The organism is Azospira sp. I13, assembly GCF_003112695.1.
Lineage (GTDB): Bacteria > Pseudomonadota > Gammaproteobacteria > Burkholderiales > Rhodocyclaceae > Azospira.
The window spans coordinates 16,103-37,891 of record NZ_BFBP01000006.1 but is presented as its reverse complement, the minus strand read 5'-3'; the positions used below and the strand labels follow the sequence as shown (position 1 = coordinate 37,891).

The following is a 21,789-nucleotide window of genomic DNA, read 5'->3' as shown; positions in this document are numbered from 1 at the left end:
AGGTCAGTTCTGGCCGTTGCCGATCAGGTGATCGACGGCGGCAGCAAGATCGGTAAAGGTCTGGGTGGCGTAGGGCAGGTCGCCGTCGGCCTGGGTCTTTTCCCCCTTGCCGGTGAGTACCAGGATGGGGGAGGCGCCGGCCCGGGCGGCCGCCTGCAGGTCCCGCAGGGAATCGCCGATGGCCGGCACGCCCTTCAGGTTGGTGTTGTACACGGCAGCGATGCGCTGGAACATGCCAGGCTTGGGCTTGCGGCACTCGCAGTCGACATCGGCGGCGTGGGGGCAGTAAAAAATGGCGTCGATGCGGCCACCGGCGGCGGCCACGGTCTTGTGCATCTTTTCATGGATGGCGTTGAGCGTATCCATGTCGAAGAGGCCCCGGCCCACGCCGGACTGGTTGGTGGCTACCACCACCCGGTAGCCCGCCTGGTTCAGCTTGGCGATGGCTTCCGGGCTGCCGGGGATGGGCTTCCATTCCGCCGGGCTCTTGATGAACTGGGCGGAGTCGAAGTTGATGACGCCGTCCCGATCCAGGATCACGAGCTTGATGGTGTGCACGGGGCGCTCCTTGCGGTCAGGCGGACAACTTGGAAATGTCGGCCACCTGGTTCATGGCTAGGTGCAGGGTGGCCAGCAGGCCCAGGCGGTTGGCCCGCAGGGCGGGGTCTTCCGCATTGACCATGACGTCGTTGAAGAAGGTATCCACCGGCGCCTTGAGGGCGGCCAGGGATTGCAGGGAGGCTGCGTAGTCACCCTTGGCGAAGGCGGCTTCGGCGGCCGGCTTCACTTCGGCCAGGGCCTGGCCCAGGGCCACTTCGGCGGCTTCCTGGAGCAGGGCGCTGTCGATCTTGGCGGCGACGCCCCCTTCTACTTTCTTCAGGATGTTGCCCACCCGCTTGTTGGCAGCGGCCAAGGCCTCGGCTTCCGGCAGGGCGGCAAAGGCGCGCACGGCGGCCAGGCGCTTGGGAATGTCGCCCAGGCGCTGGGGCCGCTGGGAGACCACGGCGTCCACTTCCTGGGCGCTGTAACCCTGCTCCCGCAGGCTGCCAGCCAGGCGTTCGTAGATGAAGTCGGCCAGGGCCTCGTTGGCGGCCTTGAAGCCTTCCACCTGGGCAAAGGTGGCGGCAGCGCCAGCCAGCAGGTCCGCCAAGGGCAGGTTCAGATCGCCCTCGGCCAGCATGCGGATCACGCCCAGGGCGTGGCGGCGCAGGGCGAAGGGGTCCTTGTCGCCGGTGGGAATCTGGCCAATACCGAAGAGGCCCACCAGGGTTTCCAGCTTGTCGGCCAGGGCCACAGCGGTACCCACATGGCCCCGGGGCAGGCTGTCGCCGGCGAAGCGGGGCTTGTAGTGGTCCTCGATGGCGTCGGCGATGTCGGCGGCGAGGCCGTCATGCAGTGCGTAGTAGCGGCCCATGATGCCCTGCAGTTCGGGGAACTCGCCCACCATGTCGGTGAGTAGGTCGGCCTTGGCCAGCAAGGCAGCCTGTTCGGCCTGCAGCGCCAGGGCGTCGCCGCCGAGCGGTTGGCCGAGTTTTTCACCAATCGCCTTGGCGATGGCGCAGACCCGCTGCACCCGCTCGCCCTGGGTGCCCAACTTGTTGTGATAGACCACCTTGGCCAGGCCGAGGACGCGGGATTCCAGGGTCTTCTTGCGATCCTGGTCGAAGAAGAACTTGGCGTCGGCCAGACGGGGGCGCACCACCCGCTCGTTGCCGCCGATGACGGCGGAAGGATCGGCCGGGGCGATGTTGCTCACCACCAGGAACTGGTTGGTCAGCTTGCCCGCATTGCCCACACTCGCGTCCAGCAGGGGGAAATACTTCTGGTTGGCCTTCATGGTGAGGATCAGGCATTCCTGGGGTACGGCCAGGAATTCGGCTTCGAACTTGCCGATCAGCACATTGGGGCGCTCCACCAGGGCGGTGACCTCGTCCAGCAGGGCCTCGTCCTCGATGGGCTTGAGATTGGGGCCAGCCTTGGCGGCAGCGGCTTCAAGCTGGCGCACGATCTCGGCGCGGCGCTCGGCAAAGCTGGCGATAACGGCACCGTCCCGCTTCAGGGTGTCGGCATAGCTGTCGGCGTCGGCGAAGGTCACCACTTCCTTGGCGGCTTCGAAACGATGGCCCAGGGTGGTATTGCCGGAGGTCAGGCCGAGAATGGCGAGGGGCACCACCTCGCTGCCGTGCAGGGCCACCAGACGGTGGGCGGGGCGCACGAAATTGACGCTGGTCCAGCCGTCCTGCAGCTGGTAGCTCATCACCTTGGGAATGGGCAGCGCAGCCAGGGCGGCCTCCAGGGCCTTCTGCAAGCCTTCGGCGAGGGCAGCGCCCTTGGCCAGGCTGTCGTAGAACAGCACCTCGGCCTTGCCGTCGTTCTCGCGGCGCAGGCTGGGGACGACGGAGGCGTCAGCACCCAGGGCCGCCAGCTTCTTCAGCAGGGCCGGGGTGGCATTACCGGCGGCGTCCAGGCCCACGGCCACGGGCATCAGCTTCTGCACCACGGGCTTGTCGGCGGCCACGGGCAGTACGCCTGCCACATGGGCAGCCAGACGGCGGGGCGAGGCGTAAGCGGTGACGGCGGCAGCTTCGGGCGCCAGCCCCTGGGTCTTAAGGGACTGGGCCAGGGTCTGGGCGAAAACCTCGCCCAGCTTCTTCAGCGCCTTGGGCGGCAGTTCCTCGACGAACAGTTCAACGAGCAAATTCTTTGCGGACATGATCAGGCGACTTTCTTGGCGTTCTGTTCTTCAAGCTTGGCCAGCACTTCGGCAGACCATTCCTTGGGCGCCATGGGGAAGCCCAGGCGGGCGCGGGAGTCCAGGTAGGCCTGGGCCACGGCGCGGGCCAGGTTGCGGATGCGGCCGATGTAGGCAGCCCGCTCGGTGACGGAAATGGCGCCCCGGGCATCCAGCAGGTTGAAAGTGTGGGCGGCCTTCAGCACTTGCTCGTAGGCCGGCAGGGCAAGCTGGGCGCCCATCAGGTGCTGGGCCTGCTTTTCGTGGGCACCGAAGGCGGTGAACAGGAAATCGGCGTCGCTGTGCTCGAAGTTGTAGGTGGACTGCTCCACCTCGTTCTGGTGGTACACGTCGCCGTAGGTCAGGGTGTCGGTCCACTTCAGGTCGTAGACGTTTTCCACGCCCTGCAGGTACATGGCCAGACGCTCCAGACCGTAGGTGATTTCGCCGGTGATGGGCTTGCAGTCGATGCCGCCGACCTGCTGGAAATAGGTGAACTGGGTCACTTCCATGCCGTTCATCCACACTTCCCAGCCCAGGCCCCAGGCGCCGAGGGTGGGGTTTTCCCAGTCGTCCTCGACGAAGCGCACGTCGTTCTTCTTCAGGTCGAAGCCCAGGGCTTCCAGGGAGCCGAGGTACAGCTCCAGGATGTTCTCGGGGGCGGGCTTGAGCACCACCTGGTACTGGTAGTAGTGCTGCATGCGGTTGGGGTTCTCGCCGTAGCGGCCGTCCTTGGGGCGGCGGGAAGGCTGCACGTAGGCGGCCTTCCAGGGCTCGGGGCCGATGGCCCGCAGGAAAGTGGCGGTATGGCTGGTGCCGGCGCCAACTTCCATGTCGTAGGGTTGCAGGAGGGCACAGCCCTGTTTGCTCCAGTACTCCTGCAGGCGCAGGATCACTTCCTGAAAGGTAGGCATGGGTCTTGGATTCGCCAAAAAACGTTGGAAAATGATCGGAAACGACGGATTTTACTGGCTTTCCCGCCGCCGTGCCAAAGCGCATGACAGCAGCAGGAGAATTGCCAGGACCAGGGCGCCGGCATTGCCGATGCGGGCAAAGGGCGTCAGCCCCTGGTAACCCCGCACCTCGGCCACCAGGGCGCCTCGGGTGAAGGGGGGGAGAACGGCCTGAATGCTGCCATCGGGCCGAATGATGGCGGTCATACCGGTATTGGTGGCGCGCAGCATGGGGCGGCCTGTTTCCAGGGCGCGCAGGCGGGCAATCTGCAGGTGCTGGGGCTGGGCCAGGGAGTGGCCGAACCAGGCAGTATTGGAGAGATTCACCAGCAGGGTGGCCCGGGGCAGGGCCTGGATGATTTCGCCGCCGAAGACATCTTCGTAGCAGATGTTGGCGGCCACCTGCTGGCCATTGAGGGCCAGGGGGGGCTGGGCCGGGCCGCCGGAGGTGAAGTCCGACATGGGCATGTGCATCAGGTCGAGGAACCAGCGGAAACCCGGCGGCACGAATTCACCGAAGGGTACCAGATGGGCCTTGCTGTAGCGTTGTTCCGGCGCCTGGCCAAAAGCGATGGCGCTGTTGAAGTAGCGCCGGCCTTCCCCAGCCGTTTCTCCAGCATCTCCGGCATTTCCCGCGGCTTCGGCCGCGGGGGCGCCGAGGATGATGTTGCCCTGGCGACGGGCCGCCAGGGCCTTCAGGTCACCGAGGAATTCTGCCGGCAGTTGATCGTAGAGGGCCGGTACGGCGGTTTCGGGCAATACGGTGAGGTCCGCCGGGTTGTCCCGGGCCAGGGTGATATAGGTGGTCAGGGAGTCGATGAAACGTTCCGGCTGCCATTTCAGGGCCTGGGGAATGTTGCCCTGGAGCAGCGCCACCTTGAGGGGGGCTCCGGTTGCTTCGCTCCAGGCGACCGGGGTCAGGCTGCCGCCCAGGGCGAGGAGTATGGCGGGGAGGGCCAGATAGACGAGGCGCCGGCTGGCGGCAGCCAGGGCCAGGCCGGCGGCGACGGCGGCCGTTGCCAGGCTGAGGCCGTAAACTCCCAGCACGGGCGCCAAGCCTGCCAGGGGCGAGGGAGGTGTTTGGGAATAGCCCAGGGCGAGCCAGGGAAAGCCGCTGAGCAGCCAGCCCCGCGCCCATTCCCAGAGCATCCAGGTGGCGGCGAAAAGTGCGATGGCCCGCCATCCCGCGGCGGTGTCCCGGCCATTCAGGCGCCGGGCGGTCCAGGCCGCCAGGGCGGGGAAAAGGGACAGGTAGGCGCAGAGGGCCAGGGTGGCGGCCGCTGCAATGGGCAAGGGCATGCCGCCCACGTCGTGGAGACTGACATAGACCCAGGAGACGCCACCGAGGAAGTGCCCCAGGCCAAAGGCCAGGCCACGCCCGGCGGCTTGCCGGGGCGTCACTGCGCTGGTGACCAGAAGAAAGAGGATGCCCCAGGCCAGCCAGGCGAGCCAGAACCATTCCAGGGGGGCGAAAGCGCCTACCCCCAGGAGGCCTGCGGCCGCCGCCAGGCCTTGCCGGCGGCGTTCGGTGCGGAGCAGGGGGGCGAGGGCGGCAGGCGCTACGGGAAAAGTCGGGGGCGGCAAGGGGCGGGGGGGCTTACTCGGTATCGCCGATGCTGCGGGGCGGCGTCACCAGCAAGGTGTAGAGGCGGCGGCTGTCGGCCCGTAGGACTTTCAGCTGGAGGGGGCCGAAATCGACAATTTCATTGCGCTTGGGCACCCGGCCCAGGTGGTGCAGCACCATGCCGCCCACGGTGTCGTAATCGTCGTCCGGGAAATCGGTGTTGAAGGCGTGGTTGAAGGCGGCGATCTCGGTCTGGGCCTTCACCCGGTAGCGGCCGGACTGGTCCAGCTGGATATTGGCTTCGGTTTCATCGAAGTCGTATTCGTCTTCGATCTCACCGACGATCTGCTCCAGCACGTCCTCGATGGTCACCAGGCCGGCAACGCCGCCGTATTCATCGACGACGATGGCCATGTGGTTGCGGCTGACGCGGAATTCCCGCAGCAGCACATTGAGGCGCTTGGATTCGGGAATGAACACCGCCGGGCGCAGCCAGTCCCGCAGGTTGAAGTCGGCTTCGATGCTGGAGCGCAGCAGGTCCTTGGCCAGGAGGATGCCCAACACGTCATCCTTGTTTTCGCCGACCACCGGGAAGCGGGAGTGGGCAGCGGCGATAACGGTGGGAATGAGCTGTTCCGGTGGCCCGTCGATGTCGATGACGTCCATCTGGGCACGGGGCACCATGACGTCGCGCACGGAGGTTTCGGAAGCGGCCAGGGCCCCTTCGGTGATGGAAAGGGCGTCAGCGTCGAGCAGGTTGCGCTCGAAGGCGGAGTGCAGCAGGGCGAGAAGTTGCTCCCGGTCCTCGGGCTCGCGCAGGAGGAGGGAAGAAAGACGTTCGAGGAGACTGGGTTTCGGCGAACTGGGGGAACTGTCCATGGGCTGGGGTTGGCAACGCAAAAGGGGAATGGGGAACCCGGGCGGGCCCGCCGGAAACGCTTATGAGGCGTAGGGGTCGGGGTAGCCGAGGCCGGCCAGGATGTCGCGTTCCCGGGCCTCCATATGCTCGGCGTCCTCTTCTTCTTCGTGGTCGTAGCCTTGCAGATGCAGCATACCATGCACCACCAGGTGGGCGTAGTGGGCGGCCAGGGGCTTGCCCTGTTCGGCGGCTTCCCGGGCGACCACGCTGTGGCAGATGACCAGGTCGCCCATGACCAGAGGTTCGGTCTCATAGGGGAAGGAGAGCACGTTGGTGGCGTAGTCCTTGCCCCGGTAGTCCCGGTTCAGGTCCTGGCCTTCCTCGGCGTCCACCAGACGGATGGTGACCTGCCCCCCCTTCATGCCGTCGGCGTTGAGGGCGGCGCGGGCCCAGGCGCGAAAATCCTCCCGGGAGGGTAGTCCATCCCGGTTACAGGCGTATTGCACGGAAAGATTGAGGCGGCGGGAAGGTTGGTTCATGAAGGCTTGCGTCCGTGTTCTTCGTAGGCGGAGACGATGCGGGCCACCAGGGGGTGGCGCACCACGTCTTCCTTGAGGAATTCGGTGAAGGCGATGCCCCGGACTTCGCGGAGGATCTGGGCTGCCTCCTTGAGGCCGCTCTGGTGGCCCCGGGGCAGGTCGATCTGGGTCAGGTCGCCGGTGACCACGGCCTTGGCGCCAATGCCGATGCGGGTGAGGAACATCTTCATCTGCTCGGGCGTGGTGTTCTGGGCTTCGTCCAGGATGATGAAGGCGTGATTCAGGGTGCGCCCGCGCATGAAGGCCAGGGGGGCGATTTCGATGGCGCCCTTTTCGTAGAGCTTGGTCACCTTGTCGAAGCCCATCAGGTCGTAAAGAGCGTCGTAGAGCGGGCGCAGATACGGGTCCACCTTCTGGGCCAGGTCGCCGGGCAGGAAGCCGAGGCGTTCACCGGCCTCCACCGCCGGGCGGGTGAGAACGATGCGCTCCACCAGGTCCCGCTCGAAGGCATCCACGGCACTGGCTACGGCCAGATAGGTCTTGCCGGTGCCGGCGGGGCCGATGCCGAAGGTGATGTCGTGATCCTGGATATGCTTCAAATATTCGATCTGCCGCGGCGTGCGGCCGTGCAGCTCGGTCTTGCGCGTCAGCAGGGCTGGCGAGGTGGGATCCAGGTCGGCCATGGTGCCGCGGATGGGCTGATTGAGCAGCTCGATCAGGCCCAGCTGAATGTCGTCCACCGTCAGCGGAGCCTTGGCCTGGGCGTAGAAGCGGCTGATGGCATCCGAGGCGCGCCGGGTCTGCCCGGCATGGCCGTGGAAGGTGAAGCGTTCGCCGCGGCGGGCGATGGTGATGTCCAGGGCCGCTTCGATCTGACGCAGATTTTCATCCAGGGGGCCGCACAGGTTGGCCAGGTGCTCGTTGTTCACCGGCGACAGGAAGAGCTCCAGGGGGCGGGGCTTTGGCTGGGACATCAGGCGGCTTCGCTTTCCCGGGTGACGATCTCGCCGCGCAGGGAATGGGGCAGGGCGGAGGTGATGGTGACATCGACGAAGTGGTTGATGAGTCGGGGATTGCCGACAAAATTTACCACCCGGTTGTTGTCGGTGCGACCAGCCAGTTCGTTAGCGTCCTTCTTCGAGGTGCCCTCGACAAGGACGCGCTGCACGGTGCCCACCATCGTGTTGGAAATGGCCATGGCCTGGTCTTCGATGCGCTTTTGCAGGCGGGCGAGGCGGGCCAGCTTGACGTCCTGGGGCGTGTCGTCTTCCAGCTCGACGGCAGGAGTGCCGGGGCGGGGGCTGTAAACAAAGCTGAAGGAGGTATCGAAGCCCACATCTTCGATCAGCTTCATGGTCTTTTCGAAGTCCTCTTCCGTCTCGCCAGGGAAACCGACGATGAAGTCGGAGCTGAGGGAAATGTCGGGACGCACCGCCCGCAGCTTGCGGATGATGCTTTTGTATTCGATGGCGGTGTAACCGCGCTTCATGACGGCCAGCACCCGGTCAGCCCCGGCCTGGACCGGCAGGTGCAGGTGGGATACCAGCTTGGGTACCTTGGCGTAGGTATCGATGAGGCGCTGGGTCATCTCCCGGGGGTGGGAGGTGGTGTAGCGGATGCGCTCGATGCCGGGCATCTCCGCAATGTATTCGATGATCATCGCCAGGTCGGCCGTCTCGCCCCCGAACTCGCCCCGGTAGGCATTGACGTTCTGACCGAGGAGGGTGATTTCCTTGACGCCCTGCTGGGCCAGGCCGGCCACTTCCGTGAGGATGTCCTCGAACGGACGGGAGACTTCGGCGCCCCGGGTGTAGGGCACGATGCAGAAGGTGCAGAACTTGGAGCAGCCTTCCATGATGGAGACGAAGGCGGTGGCGCCTTCCACCTTGGCGGGCGGGAGCGCGTCGAACTTCTCGATTTCCGGGAAGGAAACGTCCACCGCCGCCTTGCCCTGGGCTTTGCGGTCGGCGATCAGCTGCGGCAGTCGGTGCAAGGTCTGGGGGCCGAAAACTACGTCCACATAGGGCGCCCGAGCCACGATGGCGGCGCCTTCCTGGCTGGCGACGCAGCCACCGACACCAATCACCAGGTTGGGATTGAGCTTCTTCAGGTGCTTGACCCGGCCCAGGTCGTGGAAGACCTTTTCCTGGGCCTTTTCCCGCACGGAGCAAGTGTTGAAGAGGATGATGTCGGCCTCTTCCGGGTTGTCGGTTTTTTCCAGGGGCTCGGACTGGTTGAGGACGTCAGCCATTTTGTCCGAGTCATACTCGTTCATCTGGCAGCCAAAGGTTTTGATGTAAAGCTTCTTGGACACGATGGGCAATGAGGGAAGAAAAAGGCTGCCGGGCAGTGAGCCCGGCAGCGGGGTTGTCAGTTGTTCGAGGAAGTGGCCGGGCGGCCAGGTAGCGCCATGGCCGGGTCGCTTGCCAGCGGCAGGGGCTGCGGAGGGATGGTGCGCAGATCCAGATTTGCGATTTCGTTCGGGGTCAGGATCCAGACCCGGAACAGGTCACCATTCACGTCCACGGTGTAGCGGACGATCAGGGGCTCACCCAGATTGGCCAGGGTGTCGGAGAGAATGATCAGGTTGTCGCCATTACGGAACTGCACCCCGGGGGCCAGACGGTACACATAGTTGCTGATGGCAGCCTGCCCTTGCCGGACGGCGTATAGCTTGCCCGCCGAAGCCTGGGGAGGGATGACCCGGGTAACGAATTGGGCTTGGGCCGGCAGCACCCAAAGCAATCCCAGGGTCAGCAGGAGCGATGTGAAAAAACGTCTAAAATTCATATGATTAATTATACACCAGAGAGACGTTAGGCTTTTCTGGCTTACTGCTCCAGGTAATCCACCAGGATGCCGCTGGCCAGGCGCAGGCGCTGGCTGAGCAGTCGGGCCAGTTTGTGGAGGATTTTTACGCCGAGAACCGGGTATTCGTCCACCAGGCGCTCGAATTTGTCCCGGGTCAGAATGGCCAGCGTGGTTTCCTTTTGTGTCCGACAGGTTGCTGAGCGGCGCTCACCGTCGATCATCGCCATCTCGCCGATGCTCTTGCCGGCGCCGACCTCCGCGACTGTCTTGTGTTCCATCTGGCGGTCTTCCTTCTCGATGGCGACGCTGCCGGAGAGAATCACGCACATGTATTGGCCGACTTCGCCTTCCTTGAAGATGGTGGTGCCGGCGGGCGCCTGGTAGCCCTGCATGAAGGCGCCAAGGGCCTTTATTTCCGGCCAGGCCAGATCGTTGAACAGCGCCGTGTCGGCCAGGGTGTCGCAAAGTTCCTCCTGGAATGCCTTGCCGACTCCCAGCAGTTGCAGGCCGCCTGGTATTCCCGGTTCCATGATGTTCATCCTTCTGCTGGCTATGTAGGTAGCGGCGTTGGCCGCCGGTTGTGCGGGCCCGCCCGCCATGGTTGGGGGGCGATGAGGCGGAGGAGGGCGGGGCGCTTGACCATCGTTTGATCTGCGGATAGAATCGCCCACCTTGTTTTGCCCAACCGTAATTTTAGCGGGCAATTCAGCAAAGTTGGTGATGTAGCTCAGACGGTTAGAGCGATGGATTCATAACCCATAGGTCGGCAGTTCGATTCTGCCCATCACCACCAACAGATACAAGGAAACGGCCAACCCAAGCGGGTTGGCCGTTTTTCTTTCTGGTGAATTTCTGGCCCTAGCCAGGGCTGGCACGATCCAGCAGGGTTCAGTTCCAGCAAGACGCGAATAGGGTTTGATTCCCTTCGTTCGCTCCACATCGAATTCCAGCAGGGCGTTGATCTGCAAAAGAGAAAGCCAGCCGAGACCGGTTGGCTTTCTTGTTGCTTGGTCGATATCTGGTCAGAGCTAGATCAATTCGCATCCAGATTGTCCTTAGTTTAAGGCTCAAAGGTGTCTACTGGCTCCGGGGCGATTCAACCGGCCGTAGCCCCCTAACCTCTGGCATCAGTCAATCTTACAAAGAACGAGAACGGTAGTGCCTTAACAGTCCTTACTGAACAGGCTATTCCCTCACCTGTGCGGACATTTCCTTATTACGCACAGCGAGTTGGTTTGAAAAAGTGACGAAGTTTAGGGCTGCTGCATTGTTTGTGGAGGCCTCCTCAATCACCTTAATAGCCTGCGAAAGCCACCTCGGTTGGCGCTCAACGTCCATGCTCAAACTGCGTGCCATGAACTTAGCCCCTAGTGGAACCCCCAGGTTCGTGAAAGCCCCATTCCAGTTCCCGGTACTGAACATGGCTTCAGCTTCCTTACCAGGGCAAGTTTTCTTATTGATAATGATGGCGTAGGTGTAAATCTTCCCCGGTTCAGGAGGGAGCGTCGTCTTGACGAAACCATTATCAACCACCTCTTCCCAGTCGCGCTCCACCGGAACAGTCACCCCCGAGAATCGGCAAGGATAGACATCACTCCAGATGTAAGACACCGCACGGAACTCCACCGGCACCACCGCGTGCAATTCTTGCGGAGCTACCTCTTGGGTTGCCATCAGATTTACTTCAGTGGCAGTAAGGGCCCCCAGATAAAGCACATTCAGGAAAATATCGAGCATTTGGCGTTTGTTGTATTACTGATTGATAACAGGGGAGCGGTAGTCTAGCGTTGGAGGAGTAGGCCACAAAGCATGACAGCATCCCTACTTCTTGCCATGTGCTTGGCCGCCACGAGACTCTACGCTTCGTGGGCTAAGAACTTCGCCCACTTCTTCTCATTGTCGCTTTGGCGGACGTGCCCTCTTTCCCTGAATTTAATGGGTCGCTAGACTGTAGCTACAAGTCACTGTAGTGGATGTGGCTCAGAACGTGAGGCCCAGCAGATAACCAGTGGATTTTTATGCAACACATTGACACCCCGCTGTTTCTGCTCACCACCACCAGAACAAAGAAAAAGGCCAATCCTTCGGGATTGGCCTTTTTTTCCGCTTTCTCCGCCGGGGATTAAAGGAGGCGGAGGTAGGCTTGGGTCAGGTCCTGGCCCCAGAACATGGCCAGCAATCCAGCAGCGGCCAGGTAGGGGCCGAAGGGGATGGGGACATTGCGGCCCCGGCGTGCCAGCAGGATCAAGGCGATGCCGACGACAGCGCCTACGAGGGATGACAGCAGGATGGTCATGGGCAGAATCTGCCAGCCGAGCCATGCGCCAATAGCCGCCAATAGCTTGAAATCGCCATAGCCCATACCTTCCTTGCCGGTTGCCATCTTGAAGAGCCAATAGACCGTCCATAAGGAGAGGTAGCCGGCGACGGCGCCGATGACGGCAGAGCCAAGATCGGTATAGGTGCCGAAAAGATTGAAGATCAGTCCCAGCCAGATCAGGGGCAGCGTGATGGAGTCCGGTAGCAGTTGGGTGTCGAAGTCGATGCCGGTCAGGGCGACAAGGCTCCACAGGAACACCAGCGCCCCGAGGGTGGCGAGGGTGGGGCCGAAATGCCAGGCCGTCCAGGCCGAGAGCAGCGCAGTGGTGAATTCAACGATGGGATAGCGTGGAGAGATACCTGCCTTGCAACTGGAACAACGCCCCTTCAGCAGCAGGTAGCTGATGACGGGAATGTTCTCCCACACAGCAATGGGATGGCTGCAGTGGGGGCACTTGGAGCGGGGGGTGGCCAGGTTGTAGGTTTCCTTCGCTGGTGGTGCTTCTCCCCGTAACTCGGCGCACTGATGTTGCCATTCCCGTTCCATGATGCGCGGCAGGCGGTGGATCACTACGTTGAGAAAGCTGCCGACCGTCAGGCCGATGAAACCCGCAAACAGCGGGAACAAACTGATGAAATCCATGTTAAACGGCCCCGCCGATCTTGAAGATAGGCAGGTACATGGCGATAACCATGCCGCCGATCAGGGTGCCCAAAACGACCATGATGATAGGCTCCATCAGGCTTGAGAGGGCGTCCACTGCATCGTCTACCTCTTGCTCATAAAAGTCGGCAACTTTAGACAGCATGGAGTCTAGAGCTCCAGATTCCTCGCCGATAGCTACCATCTGAATGACCATGTTGGGGAAAAGCCCCACGTTCTGCATGGAGTTGGTGAGGCTGGTGCCAGTGCTCACCTCACTCTGAATCTGCTTGGTGGCTATCCGATAGACATAGTTTCCGGAAGCTCCGCCAACGGAGTCGAGGGCCTCGACTAGGGGGACGCCTGCAGCAAACATGGTGGACATCGTTCTGGTCCAGCGCGCGATGACCGATTTTCGAATGATTTCCCCAAAAATTGGCATGCGCAACATGACCTTGTCCATGACGATCTGGACTTTTTCAGAACGCTTCCAGGATTCGAGGAAAGCGTAGAGGCCTCCGCCAACTGTGCCAAAAATCAGATACCAGTACGCAACGAAGAAATCGGAGATGCCGATAACGATAAGTGTTGGAGCGGGAAGGTCTGCGCCAAAAGACTTGAAGATATCCCGGAATGCCGGGATGACGAAAATCATGATGACAGCAGTGATGATGAAAGCCACGGCAATCACGGCCGTTGGATAGAACAGCGCTGATTTTATCTTTCCTTTGACGGCCTGAATTTTTTCCTTGTAGATCGCCAGGCGATCCAGCAGGGAATCCAGAATGCCGGCCTGTTCGCCAGCGGCGATGAGGTTGCAGAACAGGGCGTCGAAATACAGGGGGTATTTGCGGAAGGCCTGATTCAAGGAGCTGCCGGTCTCCACATCCGCCTTGATGTCCAGCAACAGTTTGCCGACGGCTGGATTGGAGTGGCCCTTGCCGACAATATCGAAGGCCTGCAGCAGAGGGACGCCGGACTTCATCATGGTGGCCAGCTGGCGCGTGAACAAGGTGATGTCCTTGTCGGTGATCTTGCCGCCGCGTTTGAATCGTTGCTTGGTGACCTTCGAGACGAGCACGCCCTGGCGACGCAGGGTGGCCTGGACAACGGTTTCGCTGGTGGCTCGTAGTTCGCCACGGATGATCTTGCCCCCCTTGTCCTTACCTTCCCAGGTAAAGGTGAATTCCTTCACTCCCGGGTCCGAGCGCTTTTCCTGTTTTGTATTTTTTCCGGCGGTAGCCATGGGCGCCTCTTCTATCTAGTTATGGTGTCAGGCATTGGTGGTGGACAGGACTTCATCCAGGGACGTAACGCCCTGCTTCACCTTCAACAGGCCGGATTGGCGCAGGTCCTTAATACCTTCTCGCTGGGCCTGGGCGGCGATATCGATGGAGTTGCCGTCCCCCATGATGATGCGCTGAATTTCTTCCGAGATAGGCATGACCTGGTAGATACCGACCCGCCCCTTGAATCCACCGCCCTTGCAGCGTTCACAGCCCTGGGGGTTGGGGCCATAGAGGGTCCAGCCATCCAGGTCTTCCTCCTTGAAACCGGCGTCGATAAGGGTGTCTACCGGGACTTCCAGCGGGATCTTGCAGGTGCAGAGGCGGCGGGCCAGGCGCTGGGCAGTGATCAGAATGACGGAGGAGGCGATGTTGAAGGTGGGTACGCCCATGTTCTTCAAACGCTCCAGCGTAGTTGGAGCATCGTTGGTATGCAGGGTGGAGAGCACCATGTGGCCGGTCTGGGCGGCCTTGATGGCGATCTCGGCAGTATCCAGGTCGCGGATTTCGCCCACCATGATGATGTCCGGATCCTGGCGCAGAAAGGACTTGAGGGCGGCCGAGAAAGTCAGGCCGGCCTTGTCGTTCACGTTGACCTGGTTGATCCCAGCCAGATTGATTTCAGCAGGGTCTTCGGCTGTGGAAATGTTGATCCCCGGCTCGTTGAGGATGTTCAGGCAGGTGTAGAGCGACACCGTCTTGCCCGAGCCGGTGGGGCCGGTTACCAGCACCATGCCGTAGGGGCGGTGGATGGCGTGCAGAATGGCTTCTTTCTGCTCCGGCTCATAGCCCAGGGCTTCAATGCCCAGTGTGGCGGAGGTGGGGTCAAGAATCCGCATCACGATCTTTTCGCCATGCAGGGTCGGCAGGGTGCTGACCCGGAAGTCGATGGCACGGCTCTTCGACAGCACCAGCTTCATCCGCCCGTCCTGGGGAACGCGCTTTTCCGAGATGTCGAGGCGGGAGATTACCTTGATGCGGGAGGCCACCTTTTCCTTGATGGCCAGGGGGGGCGTGGCCACTTCCCGGAGTACCCCGTCGATACGGTAGCGGATACGGTAAAACTTTTCGTAGGGCTCGAAGTGAATGTCGGAAGCCCCGTCATTGATGGCGTCGAGCAGAATCTTCTGGATGAACTTGACGACCGGGGCGTCATCCACCTCGGAGGTTGCCCCTTCATCGGCCTTGGCCTGATTTTCTTCGTCCGTGAATTCCAGATCCAGGTCGTCGCTGGCCAGATTTTTGAGGGCGTCCTCGGTGGATTCGGAATACTTGGCGACCAGCGGTGCCAGCTTGGTTTCCTCGACCACGACCGGGTCCACGGCCAGGCCGGTCTGGAAGCGGATTTCATCCAGGGCCCGCAGATTGGTCGGGTCCGAGGTCGCAACGGCCAGACGATTGCCGCGCTTGTTCAGCGGGATGATGCGATGGGCGGCAATCAGCTTGCGGTCAATGGCCGTCGCCGGAATGTGGGCGTCATCGAAGGCGCTTAGATCCAGTACCGGGTAGCCGAAGGTTTCCCCGGCGAAGAGGGCGATGTCCTTGGCGCTGGCCCGCTTTGCCGCAATGATCTGATCGATGAAGGAAGTATTCTTCTCGCTGGCCTGGGCCATCAGCGCCTCGGCCTCGGCCTCCTTCAAGCGACCGGCCTGAACCAGGGCCCGGGCGAGGCCGCTGAGGGGAATCTGAAGAGTGGCTGCCATGGCGTCTATGTATGAGGTAGAGAGCCGGGCGAAAGGCGCCCAACTTTATGCTGTCGTTATTTGGCCGATGATGCCCGCCAACCTGTGTTTTGTAAAGTCTTTAGGATCAGTCGGTTGGCTGCGGAACTGAATCCGATTTCACATGGCGGGCGCCTGGGTGCAATGGCTTACGCCCGATGCAGCAGAACTTCCAGGACAAAACGGCTGCCCACATAGGCCATCAAGAGGACCAGGAATCCCGCCATGGTCCAGCGCAGGGCAGTGCGGCCGCGCCAGCCGTAGGCCTGGCGGCCGGCCAGCAGGGCAGCAAAGATGCCCCAGGAAGCAAAAGCGAAGACCGTCTTGTGATCCAGCACCATGGCTTTGCCGAATAGGGTTTCGGAAAAGAACAGGCCGGAGCCCAGGGCGGCCGTCAGCAGCAGGAAGCCGGCAATGATCATGCGGAACAGCAGGGCTTCCATGGTCAGCAGAGGCGGTAGGCTGGTCAGGCTCTTGGTCAGGCTGCGCTGGTGCAGCTTGCGTTCGGCAAACCCCATGAATACCGCGTGCAGCGCCGAGAGGGTGAACAGGCTGTAGGCCAGCATGGCCGCCATGAAGTGCAGCTTGAAGCCGATGGAATCGGCATGGGGCAGCACATGGGCCGAGGGGAACAGGGGCGGCAGGATGGCGCAGAGGGCCGCCAGGGGCAGCACCATGGGCTGCAGGCCTTCCATGCGGGCCTTGAAACTCTCCATCCAGTAAATGAAGACAGCCAGCCAGAGCATCAGGGAGAGGGCGAAGCTGAAGGAAAAGCGCATGTCGCCGGTGCCGAAGAGGCCGTCGTAGAGCCCGCCGCCATGAAGCAGCAGTACGCCGAAAATGCCCCAGCGCTCCCAGGGTTGCATGGGGGCCGTGACCATGGGCTTGTCGGTTTCCGCCCAGCGGGTGCGCCAGAAATGGAATCCCAGCAACCCATAAAGGGCGCTGGCCAGGTAGTGGGGCAGGAAGTGCAGTAAAATGGGCGACATCAGTGCAGTTTACACCAAGCCACCTCTTAAGCTCATCTCCTGCCCATGCTCGATAACCTGACTCAACGCCTTGCCGGTGTCATGAAGACCCTGCGGGGTGAAGCCCGCCTGACCGAGGCCAACATCTCCGACGCCCTGCGGGAGGTCCGCCTGGCCCTGCTGGAGGCGGACGTCGCCCTGCCGGTCATCAAGGATTTCATCGCCGCCGTGAAGGAAAAGGCCCTGGGCGAGGAGGTCATCGGTTCCCTGACCCCGGGCCAGGCCCTCATCGGTGTTGTCCATCGGGAAATGACCCAGCTGATGGGGGGCGCCAATGCCGCCCTCAACCTGGCGACCCAGCCACCGGCCATCATCCTCATGGCAGGCCTGCAGGGCGCCGGCAAGACCACCACGGTGGGCAAGCTGGCCAAGCAACTGAAGGAAACCCAGAAAAAGAAGGTGCTGGTGGTGTCCTGCGACGTCTATCGTCCGGCCGCCATTGAGCAGTTGAAGACCGTGGCGGCCCAGGCCGGCGTGGACTTCTTCCCCTCCCTCAGTACCGACAAGCCCGAAGCCATCGCCCTGGCGGCCGTGGATTGGGCGCGTAAGCATTACCACGATGTGCTGCTGGTGGATACGGCCGGCCGTCTGGCCATCGACGAAGCGATGATGGCTGAAATCAAGCAGTTGCACGCCGCCATCAAGCCGGTGGAAACCCTCTTCGTGGTGGATGCCATGCTCGGCCAGGATGCGGTGAATACCGCCAAGGCCTTCAGCGAGGCCCTGCCCCTCACCGGCGTGGTGCTGACCAAGCTGGACGGCGATGCCCGGGGCGGTGCTGCCCTCTCGGTGCGCCACGTCACCGGGAAGCCCATCAAGTATGTCGGTGTGGGCGAGAAACTGACCGGCATCGAACCCTTCCACCCCGAGCGGATGGCCTCGCGGGTGCTAGGCATGGGCGACATCCTTTCCCTGGTGGAAGAAGCTCGTAAGGGCGTGGATGAGGAAAAAGCCCTGGCTATGGCCAAGAAGCTCAAGTCCGGCAAGGGCTTTGACCTCAATGACTTCAAGGACCAGATCGGCCAGATGCGCAAGATGGGCGGCATGTCAGCCCTCATGGACAAGCTCCCGGCCCAGTTCGCCCAGGCCGCTGGCCAACTGCAGGGCGGTGCCGAGGAAAAGGCCGTCAATCGCATTGAAGGCATCATCAATTCCATGACCCCTGCCGAGCGGGCCAAGCCCGAACTGATCAAGGCCAGCCGCAAGCGTCGCATTGCGGCTGGTGCCGGTGTCCAGGTGCAGGAAGTGAACCGCCTGCTCAACCAGTTCGAGCAGACCCAGAAAATGATGAAGTCCTTCGCCAAGGGCGGGCTCTCCAAGCTCATGCGCGGCATGAAGGGCATGATGCCCGGTATGCGCTGAGCACACTGCTCACTGTTGAGTCAGTAAAAAGGGGCGCCGCGGCGCCCCTTTTCATTGCAGCGTTAGCCTGGTGCCCGCTTAACCGGCCAGGGCCTTCAGCTGGCTCATCAGTTGGGCGTAGCGCTTTTCCACCGGGGCGATGCGATGGGCCGTTTGCAGATGCTGGCGGATTTCTTCCACCAGCCCGGGTTCGACGCCGGTCTTGCGCATCACCACCATGCCGAGGTGGGCAAAGTTGAAGAGTACCCGCACATTGCCGGGGAGACGTTCGCAGGCGTCGCGCATGGCGGCCAGGGCTTCTTCGTACTGCTCGTCCCGGGCCAGCAGGACGCCCTGGTTCATCAGTTGCACCGCCTCCTTGCGGGAGGCCTCCACCAGGGCGCTGCCCTCCTCGCTCATGGCGCCGGTGTCGAAGACGGTTTGGATACGCTCCAGCAGGATGCGGTCATCCGGGTTGTTGCGCACCTCGCTCTGCAGCAGGGCGGCGGCCCGTTCCTTTTCCCCGGTCACCATCATCAGTTCGGCCATCTCGACGATGGCGGCGCTTTCCACCTGGGGCCCGTTGTGCTGGCCCAGGGTGTCCCCCAGCTGGATGGCGATGCGCCGGGCGGCTTCCGTATCGCCGGCCCGGTGGTGCACCATGCCTTCGGTGGCCATGGCCTTGACCTTGACGTCGTCACCTTCAAACTGCTTGCTCAGGCTGCCCAGCACCTGCAGGGCTTCCTTGGGATTGTCCTGGGCACTGCAGGCCCGGGCCAGGCCTAGGTAGGCGTCCGGCGTCTTCAGAATGGAGTGCTCGCCCAGGGCCACGCTCTTGCGGAAGGCGCGCTCCGCCTTATCCACCTTGCCCAGCTGCAAGGACACCTCGCCCAGGTTTTTTTGCCGGATGACCGAATGGGGCGATAGCCGGGCCGCCATTTCCAGCACCTCTTCCGCCTTGTGCAAATCCCCCTGGGCGTTATGCACATTGGCCAGCCAGTCATGGGCCTCCAGGTAGCTGCGGTTGTCGGCTACCAGGTTTTCCAGCATTTGCCGGGCTTCCTCCAGTTCGCCAGCGGCAATGTGCACCCGGGCCAGGGCCAGCTGTGCCCAGGGGATGTCGCGCTTCGCCAGCAGGGCCTGGCAGAGGGCACGGGCCTGTTCATGCTCGCCGCTGACCAGCAGCAGATGGCACTTGAGGCGCAGCAGCTCTCCCGCATTGGCCTTGTCCACCGCCAGCCGTTCATCGCAGAGGCGAATGGCCTGCAGCAGATCGTGGGACATCACCGCCTGGTCGATGTCGATGAAGGCGGACTTCTTGGCCCAGATCTTTTCCAGGCGCAGGCGCAGGGTGGATTCGGTAATGGGTTTGAGGAGGTAGGCATCCGGCTGATACTCGGCGGCGCCCATGACCACATCGGCCGTCTTTTCCGCCGTGATCATTACCCAGGCGCAGCTGGGGCCCACCAGGTTGCGGTACTTGGCCTCTTCCAGGATCTGCTGGCCGTTCTTGCCGTGGCCCAGGTTGAAGTCGCAGAGCACACCGTCGAAGCGGGTCTGGGCCAGCAGGGTGATGGCCTCGTTGCCGTTGGCGGCAGTAGCGATGAGTTTGGGATTGACGCCCATGGAGCGCAGGATATCCCGCAGCACGGTGCGCATGCCCTGAAAGTCGTCGATGACGAGGAAGGTCTTGTTGGAAAATTCCATGGTGTGGCTCTCAGGGCAGGGTCAGGACAAAACAGCCGCCGCCCCAGGCGCCGCCGTTTTCCAGGCGGATGGCGCCATGCCGGCCCTTGTTGCGATGCAGGCGGGCGGCCATGGCGGAAAAGTAGAGGCCCAGGCCGGTGCTGCCGCCCTGGAAATCCACGCCCTTCATGGCGGCCGCGCCGTCGGCCAGCATTTTCGGCGGGTAACCGGCACCATCGTCTTCGACGCGAATCTCCAGGCCTTCCGCCGATTCCCGTACCACCAGTCGCACCTTGCTGCGGGTGTAGTGAATGGTGTTGTTCAGGGCATGACCGAGAATGCCGCCGACCAGGTCGCCGTCAAAGGGCCAGACCAGATCCGCTTCCACCGCGGCCTCGAACGCAATGCCGCGAAAGCGCAGCAGGGGCAGGTGCTGGGAGAGGGTTTCGGCGACGAAGTCGTCCAGCAGCCAGTCTTCCGGCGAAAAGGGATAAAGGTGGTTGCCCAGCTTGTAGAGGGCCAGCAGCTGGATCAGGTTGCCGTTGATCCGCTTGGTCTCGTACATCATGTGGGTCATTTCCCCGAATTCGGGGCGCCCGGGATCGCTGCCGGCGAGAATCTTCTCCATGCTGCCGATGAGGATGGCAATGGAGTTCTTCATGTCGTGCACCGACGAGGCGAGAAATACCGACAGGTCGGGGGAGGGTTCGGCGGGCGTCATGGCGCTTCCTGTGGAGAGTTTTTGCAAGAAAGTGAGAATTTTGTCACAGACTGCCCATTAATACCTAAGTGATATGCCGCCGCCAAGCGCTCCGCGATCTCCCTAGAGCCCCAGTTCAGCCCACAGGGTATCCACCCGCGCCTTCACCGCCTCGTCCATGACGATGGGGCGGCCCCATTCCCGGGTGGTCTCGCCGGGCCACTTGTTGGTGGCGTCCAGGCCCATCTTGGAGCCCAGGCCGGCCACCGGGGAGGCGAAGTCCAGATAGTCGATGGGGGTGTTGTCCACCAGGGTGGTGTCCCGGGTGGCATCCATACGGGTGGTGAGGGCCCAGATCACTTCCTTCCAGTCCCGAATGTTTACGTCGTCGTCCACCACGATGATGAACTTGGTGTACATGAACTGGCGCAGGAAGCTCCAGATGCCGAACATCACCCGCTTGGCGTGGCCCGGGTACTGTTTCTTGATGCTGACCACGGCCAGGCGGTAGGAGCAGCCTTCCGGCGGCAGGTAGAAATCGACGATCTCGCTGAACTGCTTCTGCAGCAGAGGCACGAACACCTCGTTCAGCGCCACGCCCAACACGGCGGGCTCGTCCGGCGGTTTGCCGGTGTAGGTGCTGTGGTAGATGGGGTTCTTGCGCATGGTGATGCGCTCGACGGTGAACACCGGAAACTCGGCCTGCTCGTTGTAGTAGCCGGTGTGGTCGCCGTAGGGCCCTTCCAGGGCCGTCTCGCCGGGGTGGATCACCCCTTCCAGGACGATCTCGGCGGAGGCCGGTACCTGCAGATCGTTGCCGATGCATTTGATCAGCTCGGTCTTGGCGCCCCGCAAAAGGCCGGCGAACTGGTATTCGGAGAGGCTGTCCGGCACCGGCGTCACGGCGCCGAGAATGGTGGCCGGATCGGCCCCCAGGGCCACCGCCACCGGATAGGGCTGGCCGGGAATTTTCTGGCAGTGGTCCCGGTAATCCAGGGCCCCGCCCCGGTGGGCCAGCCAGCGCATGATGAGCTTGTTGCGGCCGATCACCTGCTGCCGGTAGATGCCCAGGTTCTGCCGCTTTTTGAAGGGGCCCCGGGTGATGGTCAGGCCCCAGGTGATCAGGGGTGCCACGTCGCCGGGCCAGCAGTGCTGGATGGGCAGGCGGGAGAGATCCACCGCGTCGCCCTCCCACACCACCTCCTGGCAGGGGGCGGAGGACAGCACCTTGGGCGCCATGTTGAGCACCTGCTTGAAGAGGGGGAATTTCTCCCAGGCATCCTTCAAGCCCTTGGGCGGTTCCGGTTCCTTCAGCATGGAGAGCACCGTACCCACCTCGCGCAGGGCCGACACCGAATCCTGGCCCATGCCCATGGCGACGCGCCGGGGGGTGCCGAAGAGGTTGGCCAGCACCGGAATGGTGAATTCGCCGTTAGGCCCCACCGGCTTCTCGAAGAGGATGGCTGGCCCTTCGGCCCGCAGCACCCGGTCGCAGATTTCGGTCATTTCCAGGCGGGTATCCACGGGCACGCGGACCCGCTTCAGTTCGCCCTGCTGTTCCAGTTGCGCGATGAAGTCGCGCAGGTCGCGGTATTTCATGGGGATTCC

At 62.6% G+C, this 21,789-nt stretch carries 19 protein-coding genes and 1 tRNA gene; 2 read left to right on the top strand and 18 right to left on the bottom strand.

Going from position 1 to position 21,789, the window contains the following annotated elements; translation table 11 throughout:
• Nucleotides 1-3: 3 nt before the first annotated feature.
• The 10 genes from gmhB to AZSI13_RS06445 are packed head-to-tail and all read right to left on the bottom strand — an operon-like array spanning nt 4 to nt 9,996.
• On the bottom strand, nt 4-549 hold the full coding sequence (gmhB, locus tag AZSI13_RS06490; RefSeq protein ID WP_201262329.1) for a D-glycero-beta-D-manno-heptose 1,7-bisphosphate 7-phosphatase: 546 nt from the start codon (nt 547-549) through the stop codon (nt 4-6).
• A gap of 25 nt (nt 550-574) precedes the next feature.
• A complete protein-coding gene (glyS, locus tag AZSI13_RS06485; RefSeq protein ID WP_109040370.1) occupies nt 575-2,713 on the bottom strand; it encodes a glycine--tRNA ligase subunit beta in 2,139 nt (712 codons plus the stop codon).
• 2 nt (nt 2,714-2,715) lie between these two features.
• Complete coding sequence (glyQ, locus tag AZSI13_RS06480) at nt 2,716-3,645, bottom strand: glycine--tRNA ligase subunit alpha (RefSeq protein WP_109040369.1); 930 nt, start codon at nt 3,643-3,645, stop codon at nt 2,716-2,718.
• A 51-nt stretch (nt 3,646-3,696) separates the two neighbouring features.
• Complete coding sequence (gene lnt / locus AZSI13_RS06475) at nt 3,697-5,268, bottom strand: apolipoprotein N-acyltransferase (protein ID WP_235609694.1); 1,572 nt, start codon at nt 5,266-5,268, stop codon at nt 3,697-3,699.
• Between the two features lie 13 nt (nt 5,269-5,281).
• Entirely contained in the window at nt 5,282-6,127 is an 846-nt protein-coding gene (locus AZSI13_RS06470) for an HlyC/CorC family transporter (RefSeq protein WP_109040368.1), read from the bottom strand.
• A 60-nt stretch (nt 6,128-6,187) separates the two neighbouring features.
• A complete protein-coding gene (ybeY, locus tag AZSI13_RS06465) occupies nt 6,188-6,646 on the bottom strand; it encodes an rRNA maturation RNase YbeY (RefSeq protein ID WP_109040367.1) in 459 nt (152 codons plus the stop codon).
• On the bottom strand, nt 6,643-7,620 hold the full coding sequence (locus AZSI13_RS06460; protein ID WP_109040366.1) for a PhoH family protein: 978 nt from the start codon (nt 7,618-7,620) through the stop codon (nt 6,643-6,645). The genes ybeY and AZSI13_RS06460 overlap by 4 nt, the downstream gene beginning before the upstream one ends.
• Nucleotides 7,620-8,960, bottom strand: coding sequence for a tRNA (N6-isopentenyl adenosine(37)-C2)-methylthiotransferase MiaB (gene miaB, locus AZSI13_RS06455; RefSeq protein WP_109040432.1), 1,341 nt, complete (start codon nt 8,958-8,960; stop codon nt 7,620-7,622). The genes AZSI13_RS06460 and miaB overlap by 1 nt, the downstream gene beginning before the upstream one ends.
• Before the next feature lie 56 nt (nt 8,961-9,016).
• Nucleotides 9,017-9,436, bottom strand: a complete 420-nt coding sequence (locus AZSI13_RS06450) for a hypothetical protein (RefSeq protein ID WP_133247275.1) — start codon at nt 9,434-9,436, stop codon at nt 9,017-9,019.
• Nucleotides 9,437-9,477: 41 nt separating this feature from the next.
• A complete protein-coding gene (locus AZSI13_RS06445; RefSeq protein ID WP_165833369.1) occupies nt 9,478-9,996 on the bottom strand; it encodes a cyclic nucleotide-binding domain-containing protein in 519 nt (172 codons plus the stop codon).
• Nucleotides 9,997-10,173: 177 nt separating this feature from the next.
• Between AZSI13_RS06445 and AZSI13_RS06440 the strand changes: the two genes are divergently transcribed.
• A tRNA-Met gene (locus tag AZSI13_RS06440) sits at nt 10,174-10,250 on the top strand.
• A 392-nt stretch (nt 10,251-10,642) separates the two neighbouring features.
• On the opposite strand, the gene AZSI13_RS06435 is transcribed toward AZSI13_RS06440, so the two are convergent.
• The 5 genes from AZSI13_RS06435 to AZSI13_RS06415 form a co-directional block, all read right to left on the bottom strand.
• A complete protein-coding gene (locus AZSI13_RS06435) occupies nt 10,643-11,194 on the bottom strand; it encodes a hypothetical protein (protein WP_109040363.1) in 552 nt (183 codons plus the stop codon).
• A 385-nt stretch (nt 11,195-11,579) separates the two neighbouring features.
• On the bottom strand, nt 11,580-12,419 hold the full coding sequence (locus tag AZSI13_RS06430) for an A24 family peptidase (RefSeq protein ID WP_109040362.1): 840 nt from the start codon (nt 12,417-12,419) through the stop codon (nt 11,580-11,582).
• Between the two features lies 1 nt (nt 12,420).
• Nucleotides 12,421-13,665 carry a type II secretion system F family protein gene (locus AZSI13_RS06425; RefSeq protein ID WP_109040361.1) on the bottom strand — a complete coding sequence of 415 codons (1,245 nt, stop codon included), beginning with the start codon at nt 13,663-13,665 and terminating at the stop codon, nt 12,421-12,423.
• Between the two features lie 27 nt (nt 13,666-13,692).
• A complete protein-coding gene (pilB, locus tag AZSI13_RS06420; RefSeq protein WP_109040360.1) occupies nt 13,693-15,408 on the bottom strand; it encodes a type IV-A pilus assembly ATPase PilB in 1,716 nt (571 codons plus the stop codon).
• A 167-nt stretch (nt 15,409-15,575) separates the two neighbouring features.
• Nucleotides 15,576-16,415 (bottom strand): inner membrane protein YpjD, encoded by an 840-nt coding sequence (locus AZSI13_RS06415; RefSeq protein WP_109040359.1) that lies wholly within the window; start codon nt 16,413-16,415, stop codon nt 15,576-15,578.
• 45 nt (nt 16,416-16,460) lie between these two features.
• Here AZSI13_RS06415 and ffh point away from each other — a divergent pair, with 45 nt between their 5' ends.
• The gene (gene ffh, locus AZSI13_RS06410) at nt 16,461-17,816 is read left to right on the top strand and encodes a signal recognition particle protein (RefSeq protein WP_109040358.1); all 1,356 of its coding nucleotides are present in this window, start codon (nt 16,461-16,463) and stop codon (nt 17,814-17,816) included.
• Nucleotides 17,817-17,894: 78 nt separating this feature from the next.
• Here ffh and AZSI13_RS06405 read toward each other — a convergent pair whose 3' ends face one another.
• The 3 genes from AZSI13_RS06405 to ubiD all read right to left on the bottom strand — a co-directional run bounded on the left by AZSI13_RS06405 (nt 17,895) and on the right by ubiD (nt 21,780).
• Entirely contained in the window at nt 17,895-19,502 is a 1,608-nt protein-coding gene (locus tag AZSI13_RS06405) for a tetratricopeptide repeat-containing response regulator (RefSeq protein ID WP_109040357.1), read from the bottom strand.
• 10 nt (nt 19,503-19,512) lie between these two features.
• The gene (locus AZSI13_RS06400) at nt 19,513-20,202 is read right to left on the bottom strand and encodes a sensor histidine kinase KdpD (RefSeq protein WP_109040356.1); all 690 of its coding nucleotides are present in this window, start codon (nt 20,200-20,202) and stop codon (nt 19,513-19,515) included.
• 102 nt (nt 20,203-20,304) lie between these two features.
• Complete coding sequence (gene ubiD, locus AZSI13_RS06395) at nt 20,305-21,780, bottom strand: 4-hydroxy-3-polyprenylbenzoate decarboxylase (protein WP_109040355.1); 1,476 nt, start codon at nt 21,778-21,780, stop codon at nt 20,305-20,307.
• Between the last annotated feature and the right edge of the window lie 9 nt (nt 21,781-21,789).